Here is a 21,231-nt window from a genome sequence, read left to right as displayed (position 1 = left end):
TGCCGAAGATAGGGCAGCTTCACTCGATCATTTTATTGCGGCAAGCGCCACGGATAGGCCTTTCAAAGGCGCTTCGAAGATGAGCGTCGTTTCTGCGGTGTCTTTATAAGATAGCTGCACGTTTGCCTCTTTGGCGATTTGCTCACGCAAGACTGGACCGACTGGTAAATACGTCACGCAAACATTGGCGTCGCAGGCATAGGTCTCAGCGATCACCGGCGCGTCGCGTCCAGGAAATTTCAACGTGACGGGCTTGTTCGTGCCGAGGCCCGGACGGGTCCGCAACACCATTATCGGTTTGCCGCCTTCGGTAGCTGCCAGCGACCAGGAGAAAGCGAGCCCGCCTTCGCCGTCGAGAATTGTCTGGGTGATATTGCAAATCTTCTTCTTGGCCTTGAGATTTTCATCGCACCGCAGTTCCCAGTTTTCGAAGGGCTGGATCGTGCGGCGATAGCGACCGAGTTCTACTCCCTGCGGAACTCTCACCTCGGACGGCTTGATGCTGTAACCGGAATTGGAGAGCTCCTGTCCGGCCGCAGGTGGGCACGGCAAACCGGACAGGAGCAGGCAAGCCAGAGAAATGGGGCGTTTCAAAGCTTGCCTGATCATTACGAGCTCAATTCAGTGTGAAGCTGATGCCGGCGCCGACACCGAATTCGCCGCCGCTGGCAGCGCCGGAAACATTCGCCCGCACCTTACCGCTTTCGCTGGTATAGCCAGCGCCGAATGCCGCGGCGCCCTGCCCTCGCCAGGCACCGCCGCCCATTGCGACGCTGATCTTGCCAGGCGTGTTGTCATAGCGCAGCGACGACGCAGCCAGCCCGACCGCCGCCGCCTGCCGAGCTTCACTGCGCACCGAACCAATATCCGAGGAAAGTTCGGCAAACTTTTCATCCGTGTATTGCTTGGACTGGTTGAGCGTGTTCGCACCTGCACTGCTGGTACGATTATCCGTATAGCTCTTAGACTGGTCCAGATACTCGTTGTATTGGTTGGTGATCTTGGCACTTTGCTCCTGCACGGTATCTTTCAGCTGCTTGACGTTCACGGCATCGGTGTCCGTCTTGCCTGCTTCAAGGTTGCTGATGAGGACCGGCGCGTTGGGATCGGCGCCCTGTAGTGCGACTTCGTTGGTCTTCGTGCCATCGGGATTGAGCTTGTATTTGACGGCGTTGTCGTCGAGCGTCTGCATCTTTTCGTTGGTGGCATTCAGCTGCGCACCATTGACGGCGTCGGTGGACGTGGCATTCACAGCACCCTGCTGAAGATTGGTAATCTTCGTGCCGCCAGTCAGTCCGCCGTCCGAGGATGCCTGGCCCTGCAGCTTGATGAGCGTCTTGGGATCTCCAGTCTTGCCGTCATACGTCACAGCGCGGTCGGTGAGGCTGCCAACGTTTGTTGTGAGGTTGGTAATATCACCCTCAACCTTTGTGACGCGGGTGTCGATTTTCGTGATGTCCGTCTTGATATTTTTGACATCGCCTTCAACACCCGTTACGCGGTTCTCGACGTCAGTCACCCGAACATTCGTGTCGTTCAACTGTGAGCCATTGACGGCATCGGTTGAAGTTGCGCTCAGGGTACCGGCCTGTAGATCTGTAATCAGGTTGTTGCCACTCACCGCTCTGGTGGCCGTATCCGTATGGCTGGCGGTGAACGCTTTCTTGCTTTCGTCCCAGATCAGCGCGTCATTGCCCAACGCGTTGAGCTTATCAGTGATGCCGTCGGTTTTCGCGTTGACAATCCTGACACTGTTGTCGAGCCCGCCCAGGGCATCGCCGACATTGTCGTGATCCTTGCTGGTTAGGGTCCCGTCCTGGTTGATGACAGTTATTCTGTAGGTCGGGCCGGTAAACACGCCGTTTGCATTCCAGCCCGCGCCACCGCCAAAAGCACTTGCCATCCCGAATATCTGCGAGCCGTTGATGGCCTCCATCGAGGTTGCGTTGACAGCGCCATTGCCGAGATTCGAGATGACCGTGCCATTTGCCCCGGCACCGGCGAGCTTTACCTTGCCGTAATCGACAACTTCGCCTGCGTCGAGCTCACCGTTGCCGTTCTTGTCATCCCAAACATATTTTACGGCCACGTCGCCAAGCTTTTTCACCGCCTCGGCTCCGGCATCGGCCAGACCCTTCAATTGACCAACGTTGACTGCGTCCATATCGTCGACGCCTGCCGACAAATTGATCAGTCTCCGTGGTCCTTTCTTGCCGGCAGTAGTTCCCGCAATATCGATTGCCGCACCATCGAGGCCCTTGGCAACCGTGATGTTTTCACCGGCCGCTGATTGCTGCACGAGTCCCGTCTTCCCGTTCGTAATATTGGTGATAGCGCTTGAATTGGCGCTGATATTTGTCTCGTTGACAATCACCCTGCCGCCCAAACTGCCAAGAGCAGAATTGGTGGCAAAGAGCTGCGAACCGTTGACGCCGTCTGTACTCACCGCGTTGATCTGGCCAGCAGCCATATTGGTTAACTGCCGCTTTTGCGTTGCGTTGCCAATACTGACCTGGCTGTAAGCGCGATTGCCCGCAAAATCATACTGGATGCCATTAATGGTTACATTTGCGGTCGAAACGGGTGCCTTGTCAGTCACCGAATTGCTGCCGAGCGCCACTCCACCAAGGTAGTTCGAGCGAGCACCCGCACCGAGGGCAGTTGCGCCGTTTACGTTGTCCGCCGTTATCGCGCCACGCCCGAGCGCCACGCCATCCGCCTCATACGACTTCGCATCTGCGCCGATCGCTATTGATGCCAGGTCACTATCGGGATCGTCGGCGAAAGTGCCCGTCCATCCCGCCTGTGCATTGGTCCCGATCGCGATTGCGTTTCGGGGCATTGTTGTTGCACCGTTGCCAATTGTGATTGAATCGACACCCTCTGCCCTCGTGGTGGTATTGCCAATGGCCATGGATTTTGTCGTCTGGTTGTTTAGACCGATGAACCCGCCATTGACGTAGAGTTCTGAACCGATCGAGAGGGCCGTCGGACCTGCATTCCGGGGCCCGTAAAACAAGACGCGGTCGGTCTGACTTGCCTTATCGCCCGGAGCGCAAGCTTGACCGACCATTGAACTGGATTGGCTTGCGGCGCCGCCACCGTCCTCGACTATCGTACAGCCCCAATCTGTGTTGTCGTTGATGTAGATGCCCGCGGCGTCCGCCGTTTGATTCAGACAGACGACCAAAGCCGCGATGGCAGCAGTCATAGGCACCGAATACCCAATCGGACCCCGTTGTGCGGAAACTCTGGTTCGCCGCAGACCAATCACGCGGCAAGCCATGCGCAGGAGCGCTATCAGGCGCCGTCGCTCAGGACGGTTGCGACGTTCCCTTTCAATACTCGCCAATTTCCAGCAGTATGACTTGGTTAATGAATCTATTTTTAGTATCAAATTTCTCATATTAACTCTCTCTAAATATCTCTTTTCGAGCAACGTATGCTCGCAAAACGGTGTACTTCTAAAATATATTGCAACTTTAGGATGCAGACACAGATGTTTAAGATATGAACTGTAATACGAACTGCAAAATATACGAGCAGCGGCACCGACTCTTAATGTAATATTAAAAATTCTATGTCGCCCAGATATAGCAATCCGATATCTGACGCAATGAAAATAATTAGTTTACACGCGTAATTTTTTTATTTTCTGACAGTATTTGATCCGTTGTTGCACCAATCCATATACTGTAAGTTGAATTCTTCGCCTTTCGCCGAGCATTTCGGTTAGTCATTGTCATCATTTGGAGTTTAATCATCATGCCGCCGCTCGGATCGACTATGCGCGTTCACCAGCCCCATCCGGGGGTTCTCGCCTTCTATGATGGCCGGATGGAAGGCGTGCGGGCTTACTCGGACAAGCCAAACTGGCTTGACGACGGCGCCTACTCACTGGGCGTTTGTTCCTACGCGATCGTGTCTGGCGGCGAAGCGCTGGTCTACGACACCAGCATTTCGCTGCCCCATGCGAGGATTATCCGTAAGACGCTAGAAGATGCCGGGGCCAGCAATATCCGGGTTGTGCTCAGCCACTGGCACGTGGATCACGTGGCCGGAAACGAAGTCTTTGCTGACTGCAAGATCATCGCCAATGAGTTGACGGCACAGGCAATGCGCGACAATTGTCAGCGGCTGGAGAACGACAACCCGCCTATCAAACCGCTCATCATGCCGAACAGCACGTTTGAGACAGAGCTGAACTTGAAGATCGGCGATATTGATGTGCAACTGCGTCACGTCGACATTCACAGTCATGACGGGACGATGCTGATCCTGCCGCAGAGCAAGCTGATGCTGGCCGGCGATGCGCTCGAAGAGCCGATCACTTACGTCGCCGAACCGAAACGACTGGAACATCATTTGTGCGACCTGGAGCGCATGGCGGTGTGGGATATCGAGAAAATCCTGCCCAATCATGGCGCGGAGGAAAAGATCGTTGCGGGCGGTTACGGACCGGAATTGATCGCGACCACGCGCAATTATGTAACCAAGCTATTACGCCTGCCCCACGAACCGGAACTGGCGGAACACGACCTCAGAACCTTTGTTGCAGAGGATTTCGCCTCGGGTGCGATCAGCTACTACGCGCCCTACGAATCCGTTCACGCGCGCAATGTCAGTGTGGTCTTGAAGGGCCGTCAGGAAGACTGACCTCACACCGCAAACCATTACAAATAATACATTTTACATTCTCGCCCGAATAATCGACGGTTTTTAGGTGTTCTATTTTGTATTGCGATTTCAGGAGTAAACATCATGCCAAATCCAGGTGTCCGCACCGCAGCCGCGGAGTCAACACAGCAAGTTTATGACAGGGGGACGATAATCCTGCACTGGCTGACAGCGGTCCTGGTGGTTTCGCTTTTTGCCAGTGCCGAGACGTGGGCGTTTTTACCTAGAGGAACGGCACTGCGCGGGGAACTGCAAACGCTGCACATTTCGCTCGGGATTTCGCTCGCCGCTACTATAATCACGCGCCTCGTCTGGCGCTTGGCGCTAGGGCGTCGGCTGCCACCTGCAACGACCGGCCTTCAAGCAATCGTCGCCAAGACCGTCCATATCGCGCTTTACGTTTTGCTGGGCCTGCAAGTGGCACTCGGCTTCCTGTTCCGGTGGGTGCAGAACGAGCCCTTCGCCTTCTTTGGCCTCTTCACCATTCCTCACGTCGCACTGGCGCCAGGCCTGCGGTCAACTTTTGGCTGGTTACACAACAATGTCGCTTGGGCGATCATCATCATCGCTGGAATTCACGCCCTCACAGCGCTATTGCATCATTACGTGCTGAAGGACCGCGTGCTGGCGCGCATGTTGCCCGCGAAGGGCTGACGATCAATCGCCCGATGCAACGAAGAGCTTCTTCAGCTGCTTTTTCTCGCTCTCTGAAAGCGGCGTCGTTTCCACAGAACTCGTACGGCGCCGGCGGATCGACAGGACGATCGCAACGCCGCCAGCAAGCAGAACAACGATCGGGAAACCCCAAAGCAACAGCGTGCTCATCTGCAGGCGCGGTCTGAGCAGAACGAACTCGCCGTAGCGCGCGACGAGGAACGCCAGTACCTGCTCGTCCGTATCGCCAGCCACCAGCCTTTCGCGAACCAGAACGCGTAGATCGCGAGCGAGATCGGCATTGGAATCGTCGATGGATTCGTTCTGGCACACCATGCAGCGCAATTCCGCTGAGATGGTACGTGCGCGCTTTTCGAGCACGGGATTGGACAGCATTTCGTCGGGCGACAGAGCCTGCGCGCCAGTCACAGCAAAGCAAAGTGCCAGGCCGAGGGCCAAGGCTGCAAACAGCGGCCTCACGACGTGGCTCGCGCCGGTTGTGGCTTGGCCTTGCCCAATTTAGACTTGGCGGGCGCGCCGATGCGCAGACGCCGATCGAGTAATGACATGCCGCCGCCAATCATCATCACCACACCGCCAAGCCAGATCAGCGTCACCAGCGGTTTCCACCAGATCCTGACCACGATGCCGCCATCCTTGGCGGCATCGCCGAGCGAAACATAAAGTTGGCTGAACATGAATGTCTTGATGCCCGCCTCGGTCGTCTGCATCTTGCGAACGGGAAAGAAGCGCTTGGCCGAGAGAAGGTCGGTCACCGGCTGCCCCTCGTCGTTCAGGATCGTGAACTTGCCCTGGTCCTCGGTGTAGTTCGAACCTTTGACCGCATCAACGCGATCGAAACGCAGTGTATACCCGCCAGCCCGAATGCCATCGCCCGGCTTCATCACCAATACGCTTTCGGTTGCAAAGGTCGTCGTGGCAACAATGCCAAGAAGCGTGATGCCAAGCCCAAAATGTGCAAAGGCGGTGCCAAATACCGAGCGCGGCAGGCCCGTGATACGCTGTGCCATCCCACGAAGGGAGGTCTTGCCGATCCCGGCCTTGATCGACAGATCGGTTACTGCGCCGAGCATCAACCAAACGGCGAGGCCGATGCCAAAGGCGGCGAGCACGCCGGAAGCCGAGGTCCTGTAGACGACGAAAGCGACGACAAGCAGCGCCACAAAAAACGCCGTCATCAATCGCTGCGCTACGGCGAGGATATCGCCGCGCTTCCAAGCCAGTAGCGGCCCGAATGGAACGGCTGCAAGCAGTGGGATCATCAACGGGCCAAATGTCAGATTAAAGAACGGTGCGCCGACGGAGATCTTCTCACCCGTCAGCGATTCCAGCAGCAGAGGATAGAGCGTGCCGATCAATACGGTAGCGGCGGCGGTGGTCAGAAACAGGTTATTGAAGACCAGCGCGCCCTCGCGCGAAATCGGCTGGAACAGCCCACCCGGCGCGAGCGTCTGCGCCCGCCAGGCGAAAAGCGCCAGTGATCCGCCAATGAACAGCACGAGGATCGCCAGGATGAACAGGCCCCGCCCCGGATCGGTGGCGAATGTATGCACTGAAGTCAGCACGCCCGAGCGAACGAGGAATGTACCAAGCAGCGACAGGGAAAAAGTCAGAATGGCAAGGAGAACGGTCCAGATTTTCAGCGCTGAACGCTTTTCCATGACCAGCGCCGAATGCAGCAGCGCCGTACCCGCGAGCCAAGGCATGAACGACGCGTTTTCGACCGGATCCCAGAACCACCATCCGCCCCAGCCGAGTTCGTAGTAAGCCCAATAGGAACCCATGGCGATACCGCCGGTCAGGAATATCCAGGCGGTCAGTGTCCAGGGACGTACCCAGCGTGCCCACGCCGCATCGATACGGCCGTCTATAAGAGCTGCAACCGCAAAGGAGAAGCAGACCGAGAAACCGACATAGCCGAGATAAAGCATGGGCGGGTGTATCGCGAGGCCGATATCCTGGAGGATGGGGTTCAAGTCCTGGCCTTCGATGGGCGCCGGATTGAGCCGCGCGAACGGATTCGACGTGCCAACGATGAACAGCAGGAAACCGCTGCCGATCCAGGCCTGCACGCCGAGGACGTTGGCTTTTAGCGTGGGCGGCAGATTATTGCCAAAGAAGGCGACGAGCGCAGTGAAGAAGCTGAGGATCAAAACCCAAAGCAGCATCGAGCCTTCGTGATTGCCCCATACACCTGTGAATTTGTAGAGCAGCGGCTTTTGCGAGTGTGAGTTTTCAAAGACGTTTTGTACCGAAAAGTCGGAGAGAACGTGCGCGGAGGTCAGTGCCACAAAAGACAGCGCAATCAGGGCGAACACAGTAAACGAAGCCGGCACCGCAACAGCCATCATGCGGTCGTCGTTGCGGCGTGCGCCAAGCACCGGCAGCACAGCCTGGATAATCGAAAGCGCCAGGGCCAGCACCAGGGCGAAATGTCCGAGTTCGACGGTCACTGCTTGCTCCCTCCCTGCCAGACACCCTTGGCTTTAAGACTATCGGCAACTTCCTTCGGCATATAGTTCTCATCGTGTTTGGCGAGCACACTGTCGGCCACAAACGCGCCGCCGGGCATAAACTTGCCTTCGATCACGACGCCCTGATCTTCCCGGAAAAGATCCGGCAGGATCCCATCATAGGTTACGGGAACGCTTTTGACATGATCGGTGACGGAAAAACTGATCCTCGTGCCATCGCCGCGCACCACGCTGCCCTTTTCGACCAGACCGCCGAGGCGGAACCGCGACTCCGATTCAACATCGGACGTCTGGATGTCGGACGGCATGCGAAAGAATGCGATCTTCTGCTGCAGCGCGAATAGCACGAGCGCTGCTGCTACCGCCAGGACGAATAGCCCTCCCCCGATCACCGAAAGCCGCTTCTGTTTGCGCGTCATCAATTGTTCTCCGGTTGGTCCGGTTCGTCGGCAAGGCCAAGCTCGTTGGCCACCGCATCGAGCCGCGCAAGCTTGTCTGCACTCAGCACTTTTCTCGCCCGGCCCAGCGCTTCCAATGCATCATTGGGCCGATTGAGAACCACATAGGATCGAACAAGCCGCTCCCAGCCTTCAATATCATCAGGCGATTGTTTCAATTTTTCGGCAAGGTTCGCGACCATGCCCTCGATCATCGCGGCGCGGTCCTGGTTGTTCATGCCCGCGGCAGCCTCGACCTGCGAGGCGTCCGGACCGGTTTTCTCGACATCGCTGACGTCCGGCGCATCACCGGCGATTTCATGATCGAGCCTCGTCAAGGCAGCCTGCGCCTGATCGCGCCACGGAACATCCGCAGGCGCTTCCGCCAACAGCTTGCGAATCAGGTCACGCGCCTCTGGCAGGCGGCCCTGCTGCATCCAGCCATCAATGATATAAAACTGCGGCCGCATGTCTTTTGGATCAAGCGTCATTGCGCGCTGGAAGGCTTCCTCCGCGCGGGCGGTGATCTTACCACCAGTCTCTGCAGCCAAGGCTTGCCCCAGGCCGAGTTGCCGGCCCGCACTGTCACCATTCAATCTTATGGAGTTTTGATACGCGGCAACAGCATCTCCGGGCCGCCCCATCCGCATATAGATCGGCGCGAGCACTTCCCAGCCCTGCCCGTCATCGGGGTTGAGCGCAAGATGCGCCTCGGCGCGGGCAACCAATTCGGCTGGTGTGCTTTGATCCGCGGGCTTCGCAAGCCGCTCCGCGAGCGGTTGAGCCGGCAAATCTGGAGAGCCGAGCTTGGTGTATATACCCCACGAAATCAACGGGATGGCAAGAACAGTTGCGAGCGTGAGCCATTCGCGAGTCGCGCTTTTCGTTGGCCGGACAATCGCCTTGTCGTCCTCCACGGCCTTGGCCGATTTGAGAAGACGGCGTCCGATTTCGGCGCGTGCCTGCTCGCTGCTGGCAGGGTCGATCAGACCGCGCTTTTCATCGGCATCGAGTTCGCGCAGCTGATCGCGATAGACCTCGATATCATATTGGTTGTCCGACACGGGCTCTTGGACGCGTCGCGTCAATGGCAAAAGCACAAGCAGCGTCGCAACTACGGTCAGAACAGCAGCGGAAATCCAGAAAACCATGGCTGAGACATACCCCCACCCCCGCGTAAAATCCAAATGGATTTAAATTGATAGGGCAATTCGCCGCAAAGGTTGGCGGCGTTCATAGCTCCAGAGGGAAGGGCGTGCGCTCCCAGATATGTTCCATCTTGTGTGCCTTGACGGTGGCCTCCTCCCATTGGTGGAGAGTTTTTGCAATGAACTCCCTCTCGCTCGCCTCCAATGCCGGAAAAAAATCAGGTGCAACCTTGGTAAAATATGGCTCTATTCTCGTGTCCTGCGGCCGCAATTGCAAAGCCTTGCTGAAATCGCCGAGAGCTGCGGCCACGAATATATTGGTGAATATGCGATCATCAAAATGACCATCAAACGTCGTCGACTTCGTGCGCTCGTGTGCGATGTAGTCATCGAACGTCTTTATTGCCCGAAGTCGTGGCAAGGCAATTCCTTCAATATGGTTCCTCATGGCCGTAACGGTATCTGGTTTGGTTACATCCCACATGCCCACAGATTGGTCGAAGAGCCATACAGGATTCCATCCCAGCATTATGTCCTTTTGTGCAGGCACAAGCGGATAAGTAACAATGTGCGGTTCGAACGACCGCTTGTCGCTGCTCCGATCAACAAAGACGCCGCGCAATATATGGTGAAGCGGCTTGACGATGAGAAACCGCCCAATGAGCACCAGATCCGAATGACGGGCAAGAAGAGGAATCAATGCCTCTTTGACCTGAGCGGTTGTAGTCATTTCCAGTACTCATCAAAATTGATTTCGACAATGATAATATCTGTAAGCTTGTTGTGAATCTTGTGAACAGCATTTCGCATCTCGATTGCTCGCGGAACGCTGACGCCCGCTCGCCCCGTTTTGAAATCATAGACACATACACGATTATCCCGTTCAGGACCCAGTATATCAATTCGAACCGTGTTCTTCAAACCGTACCTGGCCAGATTATCAGAAGACTTATCTGCTGCAATCTCCTCCGCAAACTTTAAATACGATCGTTCGGTGCGCAAGATGTTGGGATAATTTGCGTTGGCGAGCTTCTTCAAATTCGCATGTGCAGCTGTGCCAAACAACCACGGCGTCTCGTAGTCAGACCGCGGCCCGGCCCTTTTGACCGCCTCGTTTGCTAGCGACTGGACGATGCCAATTTCCGGGCAATATCTTTTAACCTCATTGTTCGTCAACAGTTGGACGGTTGCCTTCACTCGTCTTCCTGGCTGGAGTCGATCGTCCACACCCCAGTCCTTCGGACGAAACAGCAGGACCGGCTTGAGGGCCGGATCCCGCTGATTCGAGAGCCGGTTATATTCGGCAATGGCATCTTCTCCGGGCAACAGCCCGGTGGAACGTCCTCCCTCGCGCAAAAGGTGAGGTGCGAGCAGGATGCCGGAACCCGTTCCTCCGCCGACTATGCCGCCGGTTCCACCGCCACCCAAGGCCATGGGGGATGAAAGCGGGTCTTCACGACGCATGTATACCGGCTGCGCGAAGCCTGAGGATCCACCACCCTCATCGGTCCACTGCCCGCCGTCTGGATTTCCCGCGGGAACACGGGCTGGTCGGGATGGAAATTTGCCTTGCGTCCGAGAAAATATGAATCGACGATATCCAGGAAGTCCTCGTTCATCCTGATCTCGGCCTTGATCAGGGCCAGCATTGCGGTATCCTGTTGATGGGTGTGAAGTCTCATTCTCGCAGCAAGGATCCGCTGTTTGGCTGATATTCTCAGCAACATTTCTTGTGACATGAAATACCCTCGTTCTATGAAAAAATTCCTATTAAAAATTAACTGTGCGGTTCGCGGTACATGCCGCGCGATGACACAAGCTGAAATGAAACAGCCCTATCCGGAGCAGGTAACTGTTATCCGCGAGGGTTGCTCGCGGCTGATTTCGTCCGACTAAAAAGTGATGGACTAGGGGCGTCCGGACCTTAGGTCAAAGGTGTCCAGCTACCATCCTCGTTTCGGCAAGCAGTACCGCGTGCTGATTGCGGTGTCCCGTCAATGCGCACCGTATGCGTGTACTGGCGGCAATTTTGCGAGCCAACCTGATAAGGCTGCGCCGCGACGACCTCACCTGAGTGGCTGCCGCTGCTGTTTTTCCATTCGACCGTCTTGCCGGCAGGCGAATATTCCAGCGCCTGGTATTCGGCTTGCAGAGCCCGCTTGCGATCCGATGCGTCCAGAGATGGATTGTTTCCGATCAAACCGTTGCCCAGCGCTGCGAGAACCCCCGTTGTGGCGGCTTGTTTCGAGCCACCTGTCAGTTTGCTCAGCGTACTTCCGCCGTTGCTCTTGGGCGCCGACGTCGTGGAACATCCCGCCAAGACAGCGGCGGCAAGCAGGGAAATGACTATATGGAATTTCATCATCGGTCCGTTTTAGGGTGTCCTTTGTAGTGGCCTTTTATGGCCCGATTAGTCGCTCGCTTGCAAGCTCGATTCAGGTCGCGGCAACCGGAAGTGTCAGCCGCGCAGCCAGACCACCCAATTCCGAGCTCCGCTCCAGCCGGAGCGTACCTCCATATTCCCGGACCGTGTCGTTGACGATAGAGAGACCAAGGCCTGTCCCCGGCTTGCTCTCATCCAGTCGCTTGCCGCGTGTCAGCGCGTCCTTGATCTGCCTTGGCGCAAGACCCGCGCCATCGTCCTCGACGCTGATCTCAAGCCCGCTATCCACCTTCGCGAGCGTAAGCCTGATAACACTGCGGCCCCATTTTCCTGCATTTTCCAGAAGGTTGCCGACGACTTCTTCGAGATCTTCCTGCTCACCGGCAAAAATCGCGTCATCCATGTAGTTGTTAAACTGCACATCCATTTCAGGATTGAGCTTCGTGGTGACCCGCACCAGGCGGGTGAGGATCGGAGTGACCGGCGCGCGAAATACCACGCTGTCGCGCTGTGCGGCTACACGTGCGCGCTGGAGATAATGCTGCACCTGGACCTGCATCGCCTCGCTCTGCTCGGCGACAATTCGCCCTTCGCTACCGCCGATCGTCCGGCTTTCATTTACCAGCACGGAGAGCGGCGTTTTGAGCGAGTGAGCCAGATTGCCAACCTGAGTGCGCGATCGCTCCATGATGCGGCGATTGTTATCGATCAGCGCGTTCATTTCGCGTGCGAGCGGCGCGATTTCGTCGGGCAGACGTTCATCCAGCCGCGAAACCTTGCCTTCTCGAATATCGCCGAGGGAGCGGCGGACACGGTCGAGCGGACGCAGACCGAACAGGATCACGGCCGCGTTTATCAGCGTGCCGCCAAGAGCAAATATACCGAGATAGAAATAGAGTGTGTTACGGAAATGGGAGATTTCGCCTTCGACCTCGCTCAGATTTCCCATGACCCTGAACCGGGCAACGCGGTTTTCCGCGTCGAGAACAACTTCGGTTTCGACGACGGAAAGCTGCTGGCCGTTGGGACCTGGTTCTACATAGGAGCGTTGAAACGACGTATCGAAGGGAACATTGAGTGTCGAGGGCGAGTCTATCTCCCTGTCACCCAGCGAGACAGATTTGAGCGAACCTTTCAGATTGTCCGCGACAGGTTCGACAGACCAGTACCAGCCGGAAAGCGGGCTCGAATAGCGAACCTCCCCCGGGTCTGGACGACCGGCAAGCGTGCCGTCATTGACGCTGACGGAAGCGATCACGCTGAAGAGATGGGCGGAAAGAAGCTGCTTGAAGCTCTGGAGGCGTGATTCGCCATAGATCGTCGAAATGATGGTGGCGATGGCAACGAAGGAAATGATGGTCCACAGCGTCGAGAGCATGATGACGCGCAGCGACAGGGAACGCAGGCTGGGAAGATAGCTAGTCAGCGGGATTGTCACACGTCCTGCCCTATCGTTGAGCTGTTTGGCGGCCCTAGAGCCGTTCGGAAAGTCGCTGCGGTGAGGCAGATGACGAGGTTTTCGAGAACCGGAGCGCAGCGTACTTGAAGTACGTGAGCACCGGAAGCACAGAAAAGCGCGTCAGATGACCTCCGCAGTAGAGTTTCAAACGGCTCTACGACTTGCTGTCCTGCAATTTGATCCTGTATCCCATGCCGCGGATCGTCTCGATGAGATCCATACCCATTTTCTTGCGCAAGCGACCAACAAACACTTCGATCGTATTGGAATCCCGATCGAAATCCTGATCGTACAAGTGCTCGACCAGCTCTGTGCGGGACACCACCTCATCCATGTGATGCATGAGATACGACAATAACCGGAACTCAAGCGAGGTAAGCTTCAGTGTAGTACCATTGACTGTCGCCTTGGAGGTCTTGGTGTCGAGCCGTATTGGACCACAGGTGATTTCCGACGAAGCATGACCGGCAGCGCGGCGGATCAGGGCCCGCAAACGCGCCAGAACTTCCTCGATATGGAATGGCTTGGCGACATAGTCGTCGGCACCCGCGTCGATACCGGCGACCTTGTCGCTCCAGCGGTCACGCGCGGTGAGCAGTAGCACGGGCATAACGCGCCCATCCCTACGCCATTTTTCAAGGATAGTCAGTCCATCCATTTGCGGCAGGCCAATATCGAGGACCACGGCGTCATAGGGTTCGGTATCGCCAAGAAAGTGTCCCTCCTCGCCGTCGGAAGCCTTGTCGACCACATAACCAGCATCGGTCAAAGCATCGACCAGCTGGCGATTAAGATCACGGTCATCTTCGACGACGAGTATTCTCATGCAGGATTTCCCTTGCCGGCGCGGATCAGGCGAATCAGTTTGCTGGTACGGCGACTTCCACACGGCGCGGACGTTCGCCATCCTTGCCGGGGATCAGAACCACCACGACGCAGACTTCCTTACCGTTCTGCACAACCGAAGTGGCGCGCGCAAGTGTCCCGCCTTGCGAATCGGCCACCCGCTGCCCAACGGACGAGCAGTCTGCGGCGAAGGCATTACCGGCGTTGAAGGCGCCAGCGACCGAGATCAGGCCCGCGAGGGGCAGGGAGATAAAGAGGTGTTTCATCATGGCGTCATTATTATCGGTTGCTGTCTGAACGATGCATGAACGTTTGGTAATGTGACTGTCAGGATTGCCACAAGTTCACGCCTTTTAACACTATATTTCTTTACGTGTTATGAGCGTTGTCGCGCTGACGCGACCAAAAAGCGCAACAATACCGCTCAAGGCGGTCAGAAACTGCACAATAGTATCGGTGATCGCTCCTTGGTCGATGCCATCGGTGGAGATGTGAAAGAAGCTTGAACAGGAAAGCAAGATCGTCACGATCGACGCCCATACGGTTTTCGACAGATACCACGCTTTTTCAGTGCTCATTGTAAATTCCTTTTTCAAATGGGGTGAACGGGGTCTGCTGGTATTCATGTCAGGGCGAGGCGAAAGTGATCGTTTTCGAGCACCGGAGCGCAGAAAACCACCATTCGCAGACCGCCATGGCGTGAATCTCAATAGACCCTAGAAATCAATTAATCTGTAATTTGTGGCGGGCGGCCCGACCCGGCCCGACTCTGGCCGAAATCATCGCGACGCCGAAGTCGATTTCGGCTGTCAGGGTGCCAAGATCGGATTGTCGTTCAGAGAAACTGTATGTCCAGTTTGGCCCTTCCACATCAACGGATCGAACCAGTTTTTCATCCTTTCTTATTTCAACGCGGTAAGCCTCACGCTCTTCGCCAAGCGGAATATCTGGCGCGAGCCAACTATCTGCATCAATTCGTCCACGTCTTGTCCAACTGATGTGGACGTCACCATTTGCCCCTATGCGCGATCGGATTTGCACGGGTTCGAGCGGCTGGAGAGCGCGTAACCCGCCCGTTCGTTCAAGGGTGCTGAAGAACTGATCGGTGAAATCCTCTCCGGATGCGCCGATGCGCCAGGAAAGTTCAAGACCTGTCTCCTCCGATTTCAATCCAGCCGGGCCCACCGCATCAGTCATCAAGATGAATGGTGTACCCGCAGGTCTTGGCTGCGTGGCCTCGCGCTCGGTACCGCACTGGCCGCGCAATAGCCCGCTCAATCGCCACACATCACTTTGCATCTCCTCTGCGTTGATAAACTGCAGCACCTCCCAATTGCCGTCGGAACTAGCCACCAGCGCAGTGTTTGCGCCGCTGAATATCTGCGCCATCGAAGTTGAACTCAGTTCACCGTGGTAGAGTTGCACGTCGAGCGCCCGTCCGTTCAGCAACCGGCCGCTCGCTCCACCCGCCAGCGGCGCAATGAGCTCCCCCATCACCGCGCGGTTGGCAATTACAGTTCGTTGCTTGAAATCAACTGCTTCGGGTGAAGCGTAAACGCTCGTCCCACCCCAGGGATCGGCAAAAGCCGCGATGCGAAACTGGTCCGGGGGCTTTTCCACGCCCGGCCACATCGGCAGGTCCAGAAGCTCGAAATATGGCCTCCCGCGAACCGCGAATTTCCCGCCATCGGCGGGAACCGGCAGCGCACCTCGAACGGGGTAGCGGACATGTTGCGGCAAGGCTCTGGCCTCGATCCGGCGTGTGGCCCCATCTTCGATGGAGGTCACGACGAAATCCGGCGCCGAGGTGTTGCCGGCAACTCTCACCCGATCACCCGGCTTCAGGGCAGCCTGCTTCCAGGGCACTTCAAACGATGCGGTTCGTCGCGCGGCCCGGCGTGTCTGCAACGCCTCCTCAACCAGCGATTTCGCCTGTGCCGTATCGATCATGCCCGGCAGTCCGATGTTTTCCGTGCCTTTGCCGTCAAGGCGCTCGGCAAAACTCATCGCTGCCTGGTAGTCCAGCATCGGGTCGCGGTAGGCGATTTCGACGCGTGCGGGCTGATCCGTCAACTCCTGCATGCGCCAGATAACCGGTCCGCCTTCCTCTTGTTCCACAAATTCATCGATGAGCGGCGACGTGACATCCATATGCGCCGTGCTCCGGAAAACCAGGCTGTTGCCGCTCTCGAAACTATCTACACCGTAAAGGGCAAGAAGGGGTTCGATGGCAGCTCGGACGCTTGTTGGTTCTTCGATGACGTAGCCATTGACGAAACCATCCACACGGCTGATATCAATATTGGCCATACCGAAATCGCCGAGGATCGCAGCCAGCAATTCATCAAGCGCGGCACCGGAAATCCGCCCGTTGAGCCAGTGTCCTGTCGTCCAGTTGTCTCCGTCCGACCAGAGCGACCGGTTCAGCGGAAATTCCGGATAGGGCCGCGTATCCCAGGCCCAGACGTACAGGCGATCCGGATCAAGCATGGCGGCGGTGTTACCACTGTTCCAGTAGTTGAAATGCGCGCGCAGAAATCGGTTTTGCGCAAGATCGCTGCGCCCATGATCGGAAAAATAGGGATATGCGCCCTCGGACGATTTCATGTCCGGAAAGACATTCGGTTGATTGGGGCCCTTGTCAGCGGCCGGGCAACCCAATTCCGTCAGCCATATTTTTTTTCCTTCGGGCTGCCACGCTGTCGGCACCGTGCTCTCGATACCTCCCTGCCGGTTATAGTGTTTGTTTTTCCACCAGGAGCTGAGATCCTTGTAGCGATAGACCCAAGGCTTCCCCGCCCCATCTGTAATGGTCGTCCGCGTTCGCAGTGTTCGATCATCAGCCGATTTATAGTACCAGTCGAACCCTTCGCCCGAGGCAATCTGACCCTGCAAGCCGTCCAGATCATAGGGCGAGGTAAATCCGTCCGGATTTGGAACACTGTAGTCCTCGTCGCGCCAGTCGCTGAGCGGCATGTAATTGTCGATGCCGACTGCGTTGATCGCCGGATGCGCCCACAGCGGATCGAGATGAAAAAAAACGTCGCCCGATCCGTCTTGCGGATGGTGGCCAAAATATTCCGTCCAGTCGGCACCATAGGTTAGTTTGCAATCTTTGCCGAGAATGCCGCGCACGTCACTGGCCAGATCACAGAGGGCGTTGACGAAGGGAAAGCCGTTGGACTGATCCCGGATCATCGTCAGCCCGCAAAGTTCGGACCCGACTATGAAGGTCTCTACTCCTCCCGCACACACTGCCAGGTGAGCCAGATGCAGGACCAGCCTGCGATAACCCCAGTCGTCCTTGTTTCTCTTGTAGCTGACCTGATCGTTTTTGATCCGGAAATCGCTGGCTTTCGCGCTGCCGAGAAACGTTTTGACCTGGGTGGCTGCCGCTTCGGACTTGTTGGGGCTGCCTGGTTGATAGGGCGCAGGATGACACGTGATACGCCCACGCCATGGATAAGCGCCTTGCCGTGGTTCTCCATATGGATCCGGCAAATTATTGTCGGCGCGAATGTCCATCATCACGAAAGGGTAAAGGGTGACACTCAGGTTTCGCGCCTTGACATCGCGAATAGCGTCGATAACGCTTTGATCGGAAGGCGTCCCACCATAGGCCGCCCCCATGCCAGCGCGCGAAATGAGATGAGCTTGAGACCGCGCGACCGCGCCGGCCCTCCAGGTACTGCTTTCCTTGTATCCGGACTGGTCCATGACGCCGGGCTTGATTGCGCAGTTCGCTGCACGCAAATCCGCGCCGAACCAAGGCACGACGATTGCGACATGTTGCAGCGAGGGACAGAGATGCTGGAGTTCATCCATTGAGGCCTGCCAATCGGTAGTGGCACGCAGGCAATTGCGGTTCAGGCTCTTTGTCTTACCCTTTGACGGTTCACTGGTAACCAGTTGTGGGGAAAGTCCAAACTCCGTTGCGCCTGGAACCAGGGCCACCGCTTTCAGACTACTCGCGACGCTCCCCACTGCACGCACGACTTCGAACTGGAACTGCGGAATGCGATTACCATAATCGTCCAGTGGGAAGCGATCGAACACGACATAGGCCGTGTTGCGATAAGCCGGAGCATTGCCTTGTCCCTGTTTTGCTTCGATCAGCGGGTCAACCGGTTGGCTGCTTGTACCGCCATAAAAACGGATCGTGCAGCGGGTCTGGTCGAGCTCTTTTCCATCGACCCAGATGCGGCGGATCATGCTGATCGGCCCTTCCGCGACGGCAATGGCAAAATTGGCAAAGTAAGTATATTCGCTGACTTTCTGCCCGCCTTTGCCACCCTGACGCGAGGTGGTTTTCACTTCCTCGAAGCGGGTTGCCCAGATGAGCGTGCCGCCCAACCGAACCGCACCATAGACGCGCGGCAGTGCCGCACCCTCCTCGGCGGACATCGGCCGCATCGAGGACATGCGCGGACCTTCGATCGTCTGGCCGAAAAGCGCTTGATCAATCAGGTAACCGCCAACCGACGCAACGGCCGAGGCAATCGCTGCAGTTACTGTTCCCGAGGTGGTGAGAACACCAGCTGCAGCCGTGAGGACAAGTGTCGCCATGCAATTGAATTCTTTCTGGAACTACTGGATTAACACTGGATTTAACTACGATCCGGAAATGCGAACACGCCAGCGATCCGCTTGCGCCATTGCGGCACCAGAGCGGAGTCCATAACGCTGTGGCCCTCATAGGCGTGAATGAAGCGCCCGTGATCTGCAAGAATTCCGAGATGTTTGGCAGCTACACCATCGCGCCAGCGAAACACCAGAAGATCGCCCGGATCGGCCCTGATAACCGGCTTTTCGGTCATGTGCAGACGCGCCGCATCAAGCAGCGGATCGGCTGTGCCTGTCTCTGCCCAATCCATGGAATACGTGGGAACCGATTGCGGTTCCTGCCCGTAGAGTGCCCGCCAGATGCCGCGCACCAGTCCCAAGCAATCGCTACCAACCTTGCATCTCGATCCGCCGTGCCGGTAGGGCGTACCAATCCACTGGCGGGCTTCGAACAAAACTTCCTCTCCTATGCTCATGGCACCAGTGGCTTTCCATCGAAATTGCCCTTGCCATCGGCATAATTATAGGCGGCGTCGTTGCCAGGCAGATGCGGAAACCCGCGAAAATTGGCGCTGTTGGCGAACTTCGTCTTGCATTGCGCGAAGCTCTTGTCGCAGCCAGGCAGCATGGAAAACTGATCCCCGACCATGATGTCGGGTATCTGTGCGTCGCGCAGGCTGAGCCGAATGGCACTGCCATAGGGCGCCTGACTGAGAACAACATTCGCACGCCCCGCACTGTTCCCGGATATCCAGGTCAACGCACCATTGTCGAACCAGTCGGCGCTTGGAGGTTGAAGCCCGGAAACAACGATCTCCCGATCCGATATAGTCGTCGTGACGGTCCCCGCTTGGTCCCCGCCGATATGGCCGCAACGACTGTCGCCGAGTTGGGCATCGCAGAGGCGCGTGATCCGCCGGCCGCTCACCTTGTCGAGATCGACCGAGCTGCTTTTCGTTTCGGCCACGAACTTGCCACCTGAACGCGTAATCGCGCCGATGCGCGCGCTGCGCAGGAGAGTGAGTTGATCCGGCGACACCCAATTGACGAGCCACGTTTCCACTATTGCCGCGTCGTACGCCCCTCGCTCGATATCACTGTCAGAGATGCTGGCCGACGAAAGGGCGCCTTCGATCTCCGCGCTGTCTACCCCAAGCCCCAGCGAGTTGGTTGCTTCGCTGGCACTGAGGCCGGTTTGCGGCTCGCAGGCGACCCCGCTGACAAGCAACGTCCGATCATGGTCTGTGAAGCCTTGTATCACCCCGTCCTTCCGGCGGATGATCCAACAGAAACAATGTGTTGTGACTTCACCTGCAAGGTGTGATTCAAGCGCGGGAGGGATTGCCGTCATGCCTTTACCTCGATGATCGGGATGGTCGGAATCTCGCCCGCCTTGAACGATTTGATGCTGATCGTCAGCCGGTCCGTATCAAACCGCGCCGGGACATCGAAGCCGAATCCGGCCGTCACTGTTGCGCCCGCAGGCGGTATTCTACCTGGCTGGAAGACAATCTTCCCGGTGATCAGCTCGACGACGAAATCCAGCGCCTCCGTGTTTTCGACACCGTTCACAGCGGCACGCACACTGCCTCCTAGCGCCTTGGTGATCGGCCGCACATAATCGCCGTAGCGTTTTACCAGCTGGAAAGCAGCATTGGTGCCGTCGCCATTGCCAAGCAGCTGGTCGCCCGGTGCAATCATCTTTCCGGACCGGCACGACAGATGATCGAACGGATCGCGAAAACGGAAGGTATGGAGCGAACCTCTCCGTGCCTCGAAGAACGTCATGACATCATCGAGATCTGCCAGTGAGCGGACACCGGTTCCTGCATCATAATGGTGCCGGGATTGCGCCCAGCGCGAATTGCGCTGTTCGAAACCAGACGTCAGCGGGACGATCTCGTTGCGCCATTCCGGCCCGCCGGTCGCGCCAAAGGAAACGCCCGTTGGAAACCGGACATCGTGAAAAGCTGTCATGATTGGTTTCCTAGAAAGTTCTGGCGCCCTTGCGTGCCGCGCGAGCAAGCATGCCTGTAAGTTGAGCCTCGGATTTGCGGAAGGATGTGGCGTCCGGTGTCGACATGTTGAAGGTAACGTGCACCGCCGAGCCGCCGCCCTGCGTGGCGACACCAAGACGCCCATCTGCCCCGCGCGCCAGAGGCATGATCGCCTCGGTGCCCGCTTCGCCCATCAAGCCAAGTGAACCCCCTGCAGTGAAATACGTAGGGCTGGAAACAACGCCGCCCTTGGCGAAAGCTGTGGGTTGCGTTCCTACCGCCGCAGTTTTGGACGCGGCGCCCGGCTTCAACCCTCCAATGAAGTCTTTGAATACGCCGGAAGCCAGATCCTGCAGGGGCTTCAATCCGGCACTCAGCGCCATATTGGCAATGCTCATGGCCAGCTGTTTCAAAACATCACCAAGATCCCGGCCGCCAACTGCAGCACTTTTGAGTGAGTTCGTAAGCGTGCGACCGAATAGCGCTGATTATTTTTGCAATTCGTCGAGCGCCTCTTTGCAGCTGTCAGTGTCGAACTCGACCTCGACCTTGCCTGTTTTATTCTCAAGCAT

At 57.0% G+C, this 21,231-nt stretch carries 20 protein-coding genes and 1 pseudogene; 2 read left to right on the top strand and 19 right to left on the bottom strand.

Translation table 11 applies throughout. From position 1 onward, the window contains the following. Positions 1-27: 27 nt before the first annotated feature. Together PHA01_RS03070 and PHA01_RS03065 are read right to left on the bottom strand one after the other, a co-directional pair. Positions 28-609 carry an invasion associated locus B family protein gene (locus PHA01_RS03070; protein WP_271893258.1) on the bottom strand — a complete coding sequence of 194 codons (582 nt, stop codon included), beginning with the start codon at positions 607-609 and terminating at the stop codon, positions 28-30. Positions 610-616: 7 nt separating this feature from the next. Beyond that, positions 617-3,211: a YadA-like family protein gene (locus tag PHA01_RS03065; protein WP_271893257.1), complete on the bottom strand. Its 2,595-nt coding sequence runs from the start codon at positions 3,209-3,211 to the stop codon at positions 617-619. 554 nt (positions 3,212-3,765) lie between these two features. Here PHA01_RS03065 and PHA01_RS03060 point away from each other — a divergent pair. Together PHA01_RS03060 and PHA01_RS03055 are read left to right on the top strand one after the other, a co-directional pair. Further along, positions 3,766-4,656, top strand: a complete 891-nt coding sequence (locus PHA01_RS03060) for an MBL fold metallo-hydrolase (RefSeq protein ID WP_271893256.1) — start codon at positions 3,766-3,768, stop codon at positions 4,654-4,656. A gap of 105 nt (positions 4,657-4,761) precedes the next feature. Then, positions 4,762-5,331, top strand: a complete 570-nt coding sequence (locus PHA01_RS03055; RefSeq protein ID WP_271893254.1) for a cytochrome b — start codon at positions 4,762-4,764, stop codon at positions 5,329-5,331. 3 nt (positions 5,332-5,334) lie between these two features. Here the strand turns inward: PHA01_RS03055 and PHA01_RS03050 are convergent, their stop codons facing one another. The 17 genes and pseudogenes from PHA01_RS03050 to PHA01_RS02970 all read right to left on the bottom strand — a co-directional run bounded on the left by PHA01_RS03050 (position 5,335) and on the right by PHA01_RS02970 (position 21,231). Further along, positions 5,335-5,811, bottom strand: coding sequence for a cytochrome c-type biogenesis protein (locus PHA01_RS03050; protein ID WP_417020891.1), 477 nt, complete (start codon positions 5,809-5,811; stop codon positions 5,335-5,337). Further along, a complete protein-coding gene (locus tag PHA01_RS03045; RefSeq protein ID WP_271893253.1) occupies positions 5,808-7,805 on the bottom strand; it encodes a heme lyase CcmF/NrfE family subunit in 1,998 nt (665 codons plus the stop codon). Before PHA01_RS03045 ends, PHA01_RS03050 begins: the two co-directional genes overlap by 4 nt. Further along, positions 7,802-8,245: a cytochrome c maturation protein CcmE gene (gene ccmE, locus PHA01_RS03040; RefSeq protein WP_114432062.1), complete on the bottom strand. Its 444-nt coding sequence runs from the start codon at positions 8,243-8,245 to the stop codon at positions 7,802-7,804. The genes PHA01_RS03045 and ccmE overlap by 4 nt, the downstream gene beginning before the upstream one ends. After that, positions 8,245-9,414: a c-type cytochrome biogenesis protein CcmI gene (gene ccmI / locus PHA01_RS03035; protein ID WP_271893252.1), complete on the bottom strand. Its 1,170-nt coding sequence runs from the start codon at positions 9,412-9,414 to the stop codon at positions 8,245-8,247. Before ccmI ends, ccmE begins: the two co-directional genes overlap by 1 nt. An 82-nt stretch (positions 9,415-9,496) precedes the next feature. Beyond that, complete coding sequence (locus tag PHA01_RS03030) at positions 9,497-10,141, bottom strand: hypothetical protein (protein ID WP_271893250.1); 645 nt, start codon at positions 10,139-10,141, stop codon at positions 9,497-9,499. Then, on the bottom strand, positions 10,138-10,875 hold the full coding sequence (locus PHA01_RS03025) for a hypothetical protein (RefSeq protein ID WP_271893248.1): 738 nt from the start codon (positions 10,873-10,875) through the stop codon (positions 10,138-10,140). Before PHA01_RS03025 ends, PHA01_RS03030 begins: the two co-directional genes overlap by 4 nt. Then, entirely contained in the window at positions 10,812-11,060 is a 249-nt protein-coding gene (locus tag PHA01_RS03020; protein WP_271893246.1) for a hypothetical protein, read from the bottom strand. Before PHA01_RS03020 ends, PHA01_RS03025 begins: the two co-directional genes overlap by 64 nt. Before the next feature lie 275 nt (positions 11,061-11,335). Beyond that, positions 11,336-11,776: a hypothetical protein gene (locus tag PHA01_RS03015; protein WP_417020890.1), complete on the bottom strand. Its 441-nt coding sequence runs from the start codon at positions 11,774-11,776 to the stop codon at positions 11,336-11,338. 70 nt (positions 11,777-11,846) lie between these two features. Then, positions 11,847-13,148 (bottom strand): sensor histidine kinase, encoded by a 1,302-nt coding sequence (locus PHA01_RS03010; RefSeq protein ID WP_271893921.1) that lies wholly within the window; start codon positions 13,146-13,148, stop codon positions 11,847-11,849. 259 nt (positions 13,149-13,407) lie between these two features. Beyond that, positions 13,408-14,079, bottom strand: a complete 672-nt coding sequence (locus PHA01_RS03005) for a response regulator transcription factor (RefSeq protein WP_271893244.1) — start codon at positions 14,077-14,079, stop codon at positions 13,408-13,410. A 34-nt stretch (positions 14,080-14,113) separates the two neighbouring features. Next, the gene (locus PHA01_RS03000) at positions 14,114-14,365 is read right to left on the bottom strand and encodes a hypothetical protein (protein ID WP_271893920.1); all 252 of its coding nucleotides are present in this window, start codon (positions 14,363-14,365) and stop codon (positions 14,114-14,116) included. Positions 14,366-14,458: 93 nt separating this feature from the next. After that, entirely contained in the window at positions 14,459-14,677 is a 219-nt protein-coding gene (locus PHA01_RS02995; RefSeq protein WP_224505547.1) for a hypothetical protein, read from the bottom strand. Positions 14,678-14,822: 145 nt separating this feature from the next. Further along, positions 14,823-18,665, bottom strand: a complete 3,843-nt coding sequence (locus tag PHA01_RS02990) for a baseplate multidomain protein megatron (protein ID WP_271893241.1) — start codon at positions 18,663-18,665, stop codon at positions 14,823-14,825. 41 nt (positions 18,666-18,706) lie between these two features. Continuing rightward, complete coding sequence (locus tag PHA01_RS02985; RefSeq protein ID WP_271893240.1) at positions 18,707-19,138, bottom strand: NlpC/P60 family protein; 432 nt, start codon at positions 19,136-19,138, stop codon at positions 18,707-18,709. Continuing rightward, positions 19,135-20,013, bottom strand: coding sequence for a DUF2163 domain-containing protein (locus tag PHA01_RS02980; RefSeq protein ID WP_271893239.1), 879 nt, complete (start codon positions 20,011-20,013; stop codon positions 19,135-19,137). The genes PHA01_RS02985 and PHA01_RS02980 overlap by 4 nt, the downstream gene beginning before the upstream one ends. Next, positions 20,010-20,642 carry a DUF2460 domain-containing protein gene (locus PHA01_RS02975; RefSeq protein WP_271893919.1) on the bottom strand — a complete coding sequence of 211 codons (633 nt, stop codon included), beginning with the start codon at positions 20,640-20,642 and terminating at the stop codon, positions 20,010-20,012. Before PHA01_RS02975 ends, PHA01_RS02980 begins: the two co-directional genes overlap by 4 nt. Positions 20,643-20,649: 7 nt before the next feature. Then, positions 20,650-21,231: pseudogene (locus tag PHA01_RS02970) on the bottom strand (phage tail tape measure protein).

The sequence above is a fragment of the Candidatus Phyllobacterium onerii genome (genome assembly GCF_028331445.1).
GTDB classification, from domain to species: Bacteria; Pseudomonadota; Alphaproteobacteria; order Rhizobiales; family Rhizobiaceae; genus Phyllobacterium; species Phyllobacterium onerii.
The sequence above is the reverse complement of the archived record's forward strand: the minus strand, read 5'-3'. Positions and strand labels throughout refer to the sequence as shown.

Excerpts from the sequence above, each read along its gene's own strand:
- PHA01_RS03030 (WP_271893250.1), bottom strand. The coding sequence starts at position 10,141 with ATGACTACAACCGCTCAGGTCAAAGAGGCATTGATTCCTCTTCTTGCC.
- PHA01_RS02980 (WP_271893239.1), bottom strand. The coding sequence starts at position 20,013 with ATGACGGCAATCCCTCCCGCGCTTGAATCACACCTTGCAGGTGAAGTC.
- PHA01_RS03015 (WP_417020890.1), bottom strand. The coding sequence starts at position 11,776 with ATGATGAAATTCCATATAGTCATTTCCCTGCTTGCCGCCGCTGTCTTG.
- PHA01_RS03065 (WP_271893257.1), bottom strand. The coding sequence starts at position 3,211 with ATGACTGCTGCCATCGCGGCTTTGGTCGTCTGTCTGAATCAAACGGCG.
- PHA01_RS03055 (WP_271893254.1), top strand. The coding sequence starts at position 4,762 with ATGCCAAATCCAGGTGTCCGCACCGCAGCCGCGGAGTCAACACAGCAA.
- PHA01_RS03005 (WP_271893244.1), bottom strand. The coding sequence starts at position 14,079 with ATGAGAATACTCGTCGTCGAAGATGACCGTGATCTTAATCGCCAGCTG.
- PHA01_RS02995 (WP_224505547.1), bottom strand. The coding sequence starts at position 14,677 with ATGAGCACTGAAAAAGCGTGGTATCTGTCGAAAACCGTATGGGCGTCG.
- ccmI (WP_271893252.1), bottom strand. The coding sequence starts at position 9,414 with ATGGTTTTCTGGATTTCCGCTGCTGTTCTGACCGTAGTTGCGACGCTG.
- PHA01_RS03070 (WP_271893258.1), bottom strand. The coding sequence starts at position 609 with ATGATCAGGCAAGCTTTGAAACGCCCCATTTCTCTGGCTTGCCTGCTC.
- PHA01_RS03020 (WP_271893246.1), bottom strand. The coding sequence starts at position 11,060 with ATGCTGGCCCTGATCAAGGCCGAGATCAGGATGAACGAGGACTTCCTG.
- PHA01_RS03060 (WP_271893256.1), top strand. The coding sequence starts at position 3,766 with ATGCCGCCGCTCGGATCGACTATGCGCGTTCACCAGCCCCATCCGGGG.
- PHA01_RS03025 (WP_271893248.1), bottom strand. The coding sequence starts at position 10,875 with ATGCGTCGTGAAGACCCGCTTTCATCCCCCATGGCCTTGGGTGGCGGT.
- ccmE (WP_114432062.1), bottom strand. The coding sequence starts at position 8,245 with ATGACGCGCAAACAGAAGCGGCTTTCGGTGATCGGGGGAGGGCTATTC.
- PHA01_RS03000 (WP_271893920.1), bottom strand. The coding sequence starts at position 14,365 with ATGAAACACCTCTTTATCTCCCTGCCCCTCGCGGGCCTGATCTCGGTC.
- PHA01_RS02990 (WP_271893241.1), bottom strand. The coding sequence starts at position 18,665 with ATGGCGACACTTGTCCTCACGGCTGCAGCTGGTGTTCTCACCACCTCG.
- PHA01_RS02985 (WP_271893240.1), bottom strand. The coding sequence starts at position 19,138 with ATGAGCATAGGAGAGGAAGTTTTGTTCGAAGCCCGCCAGTGGATTGGT.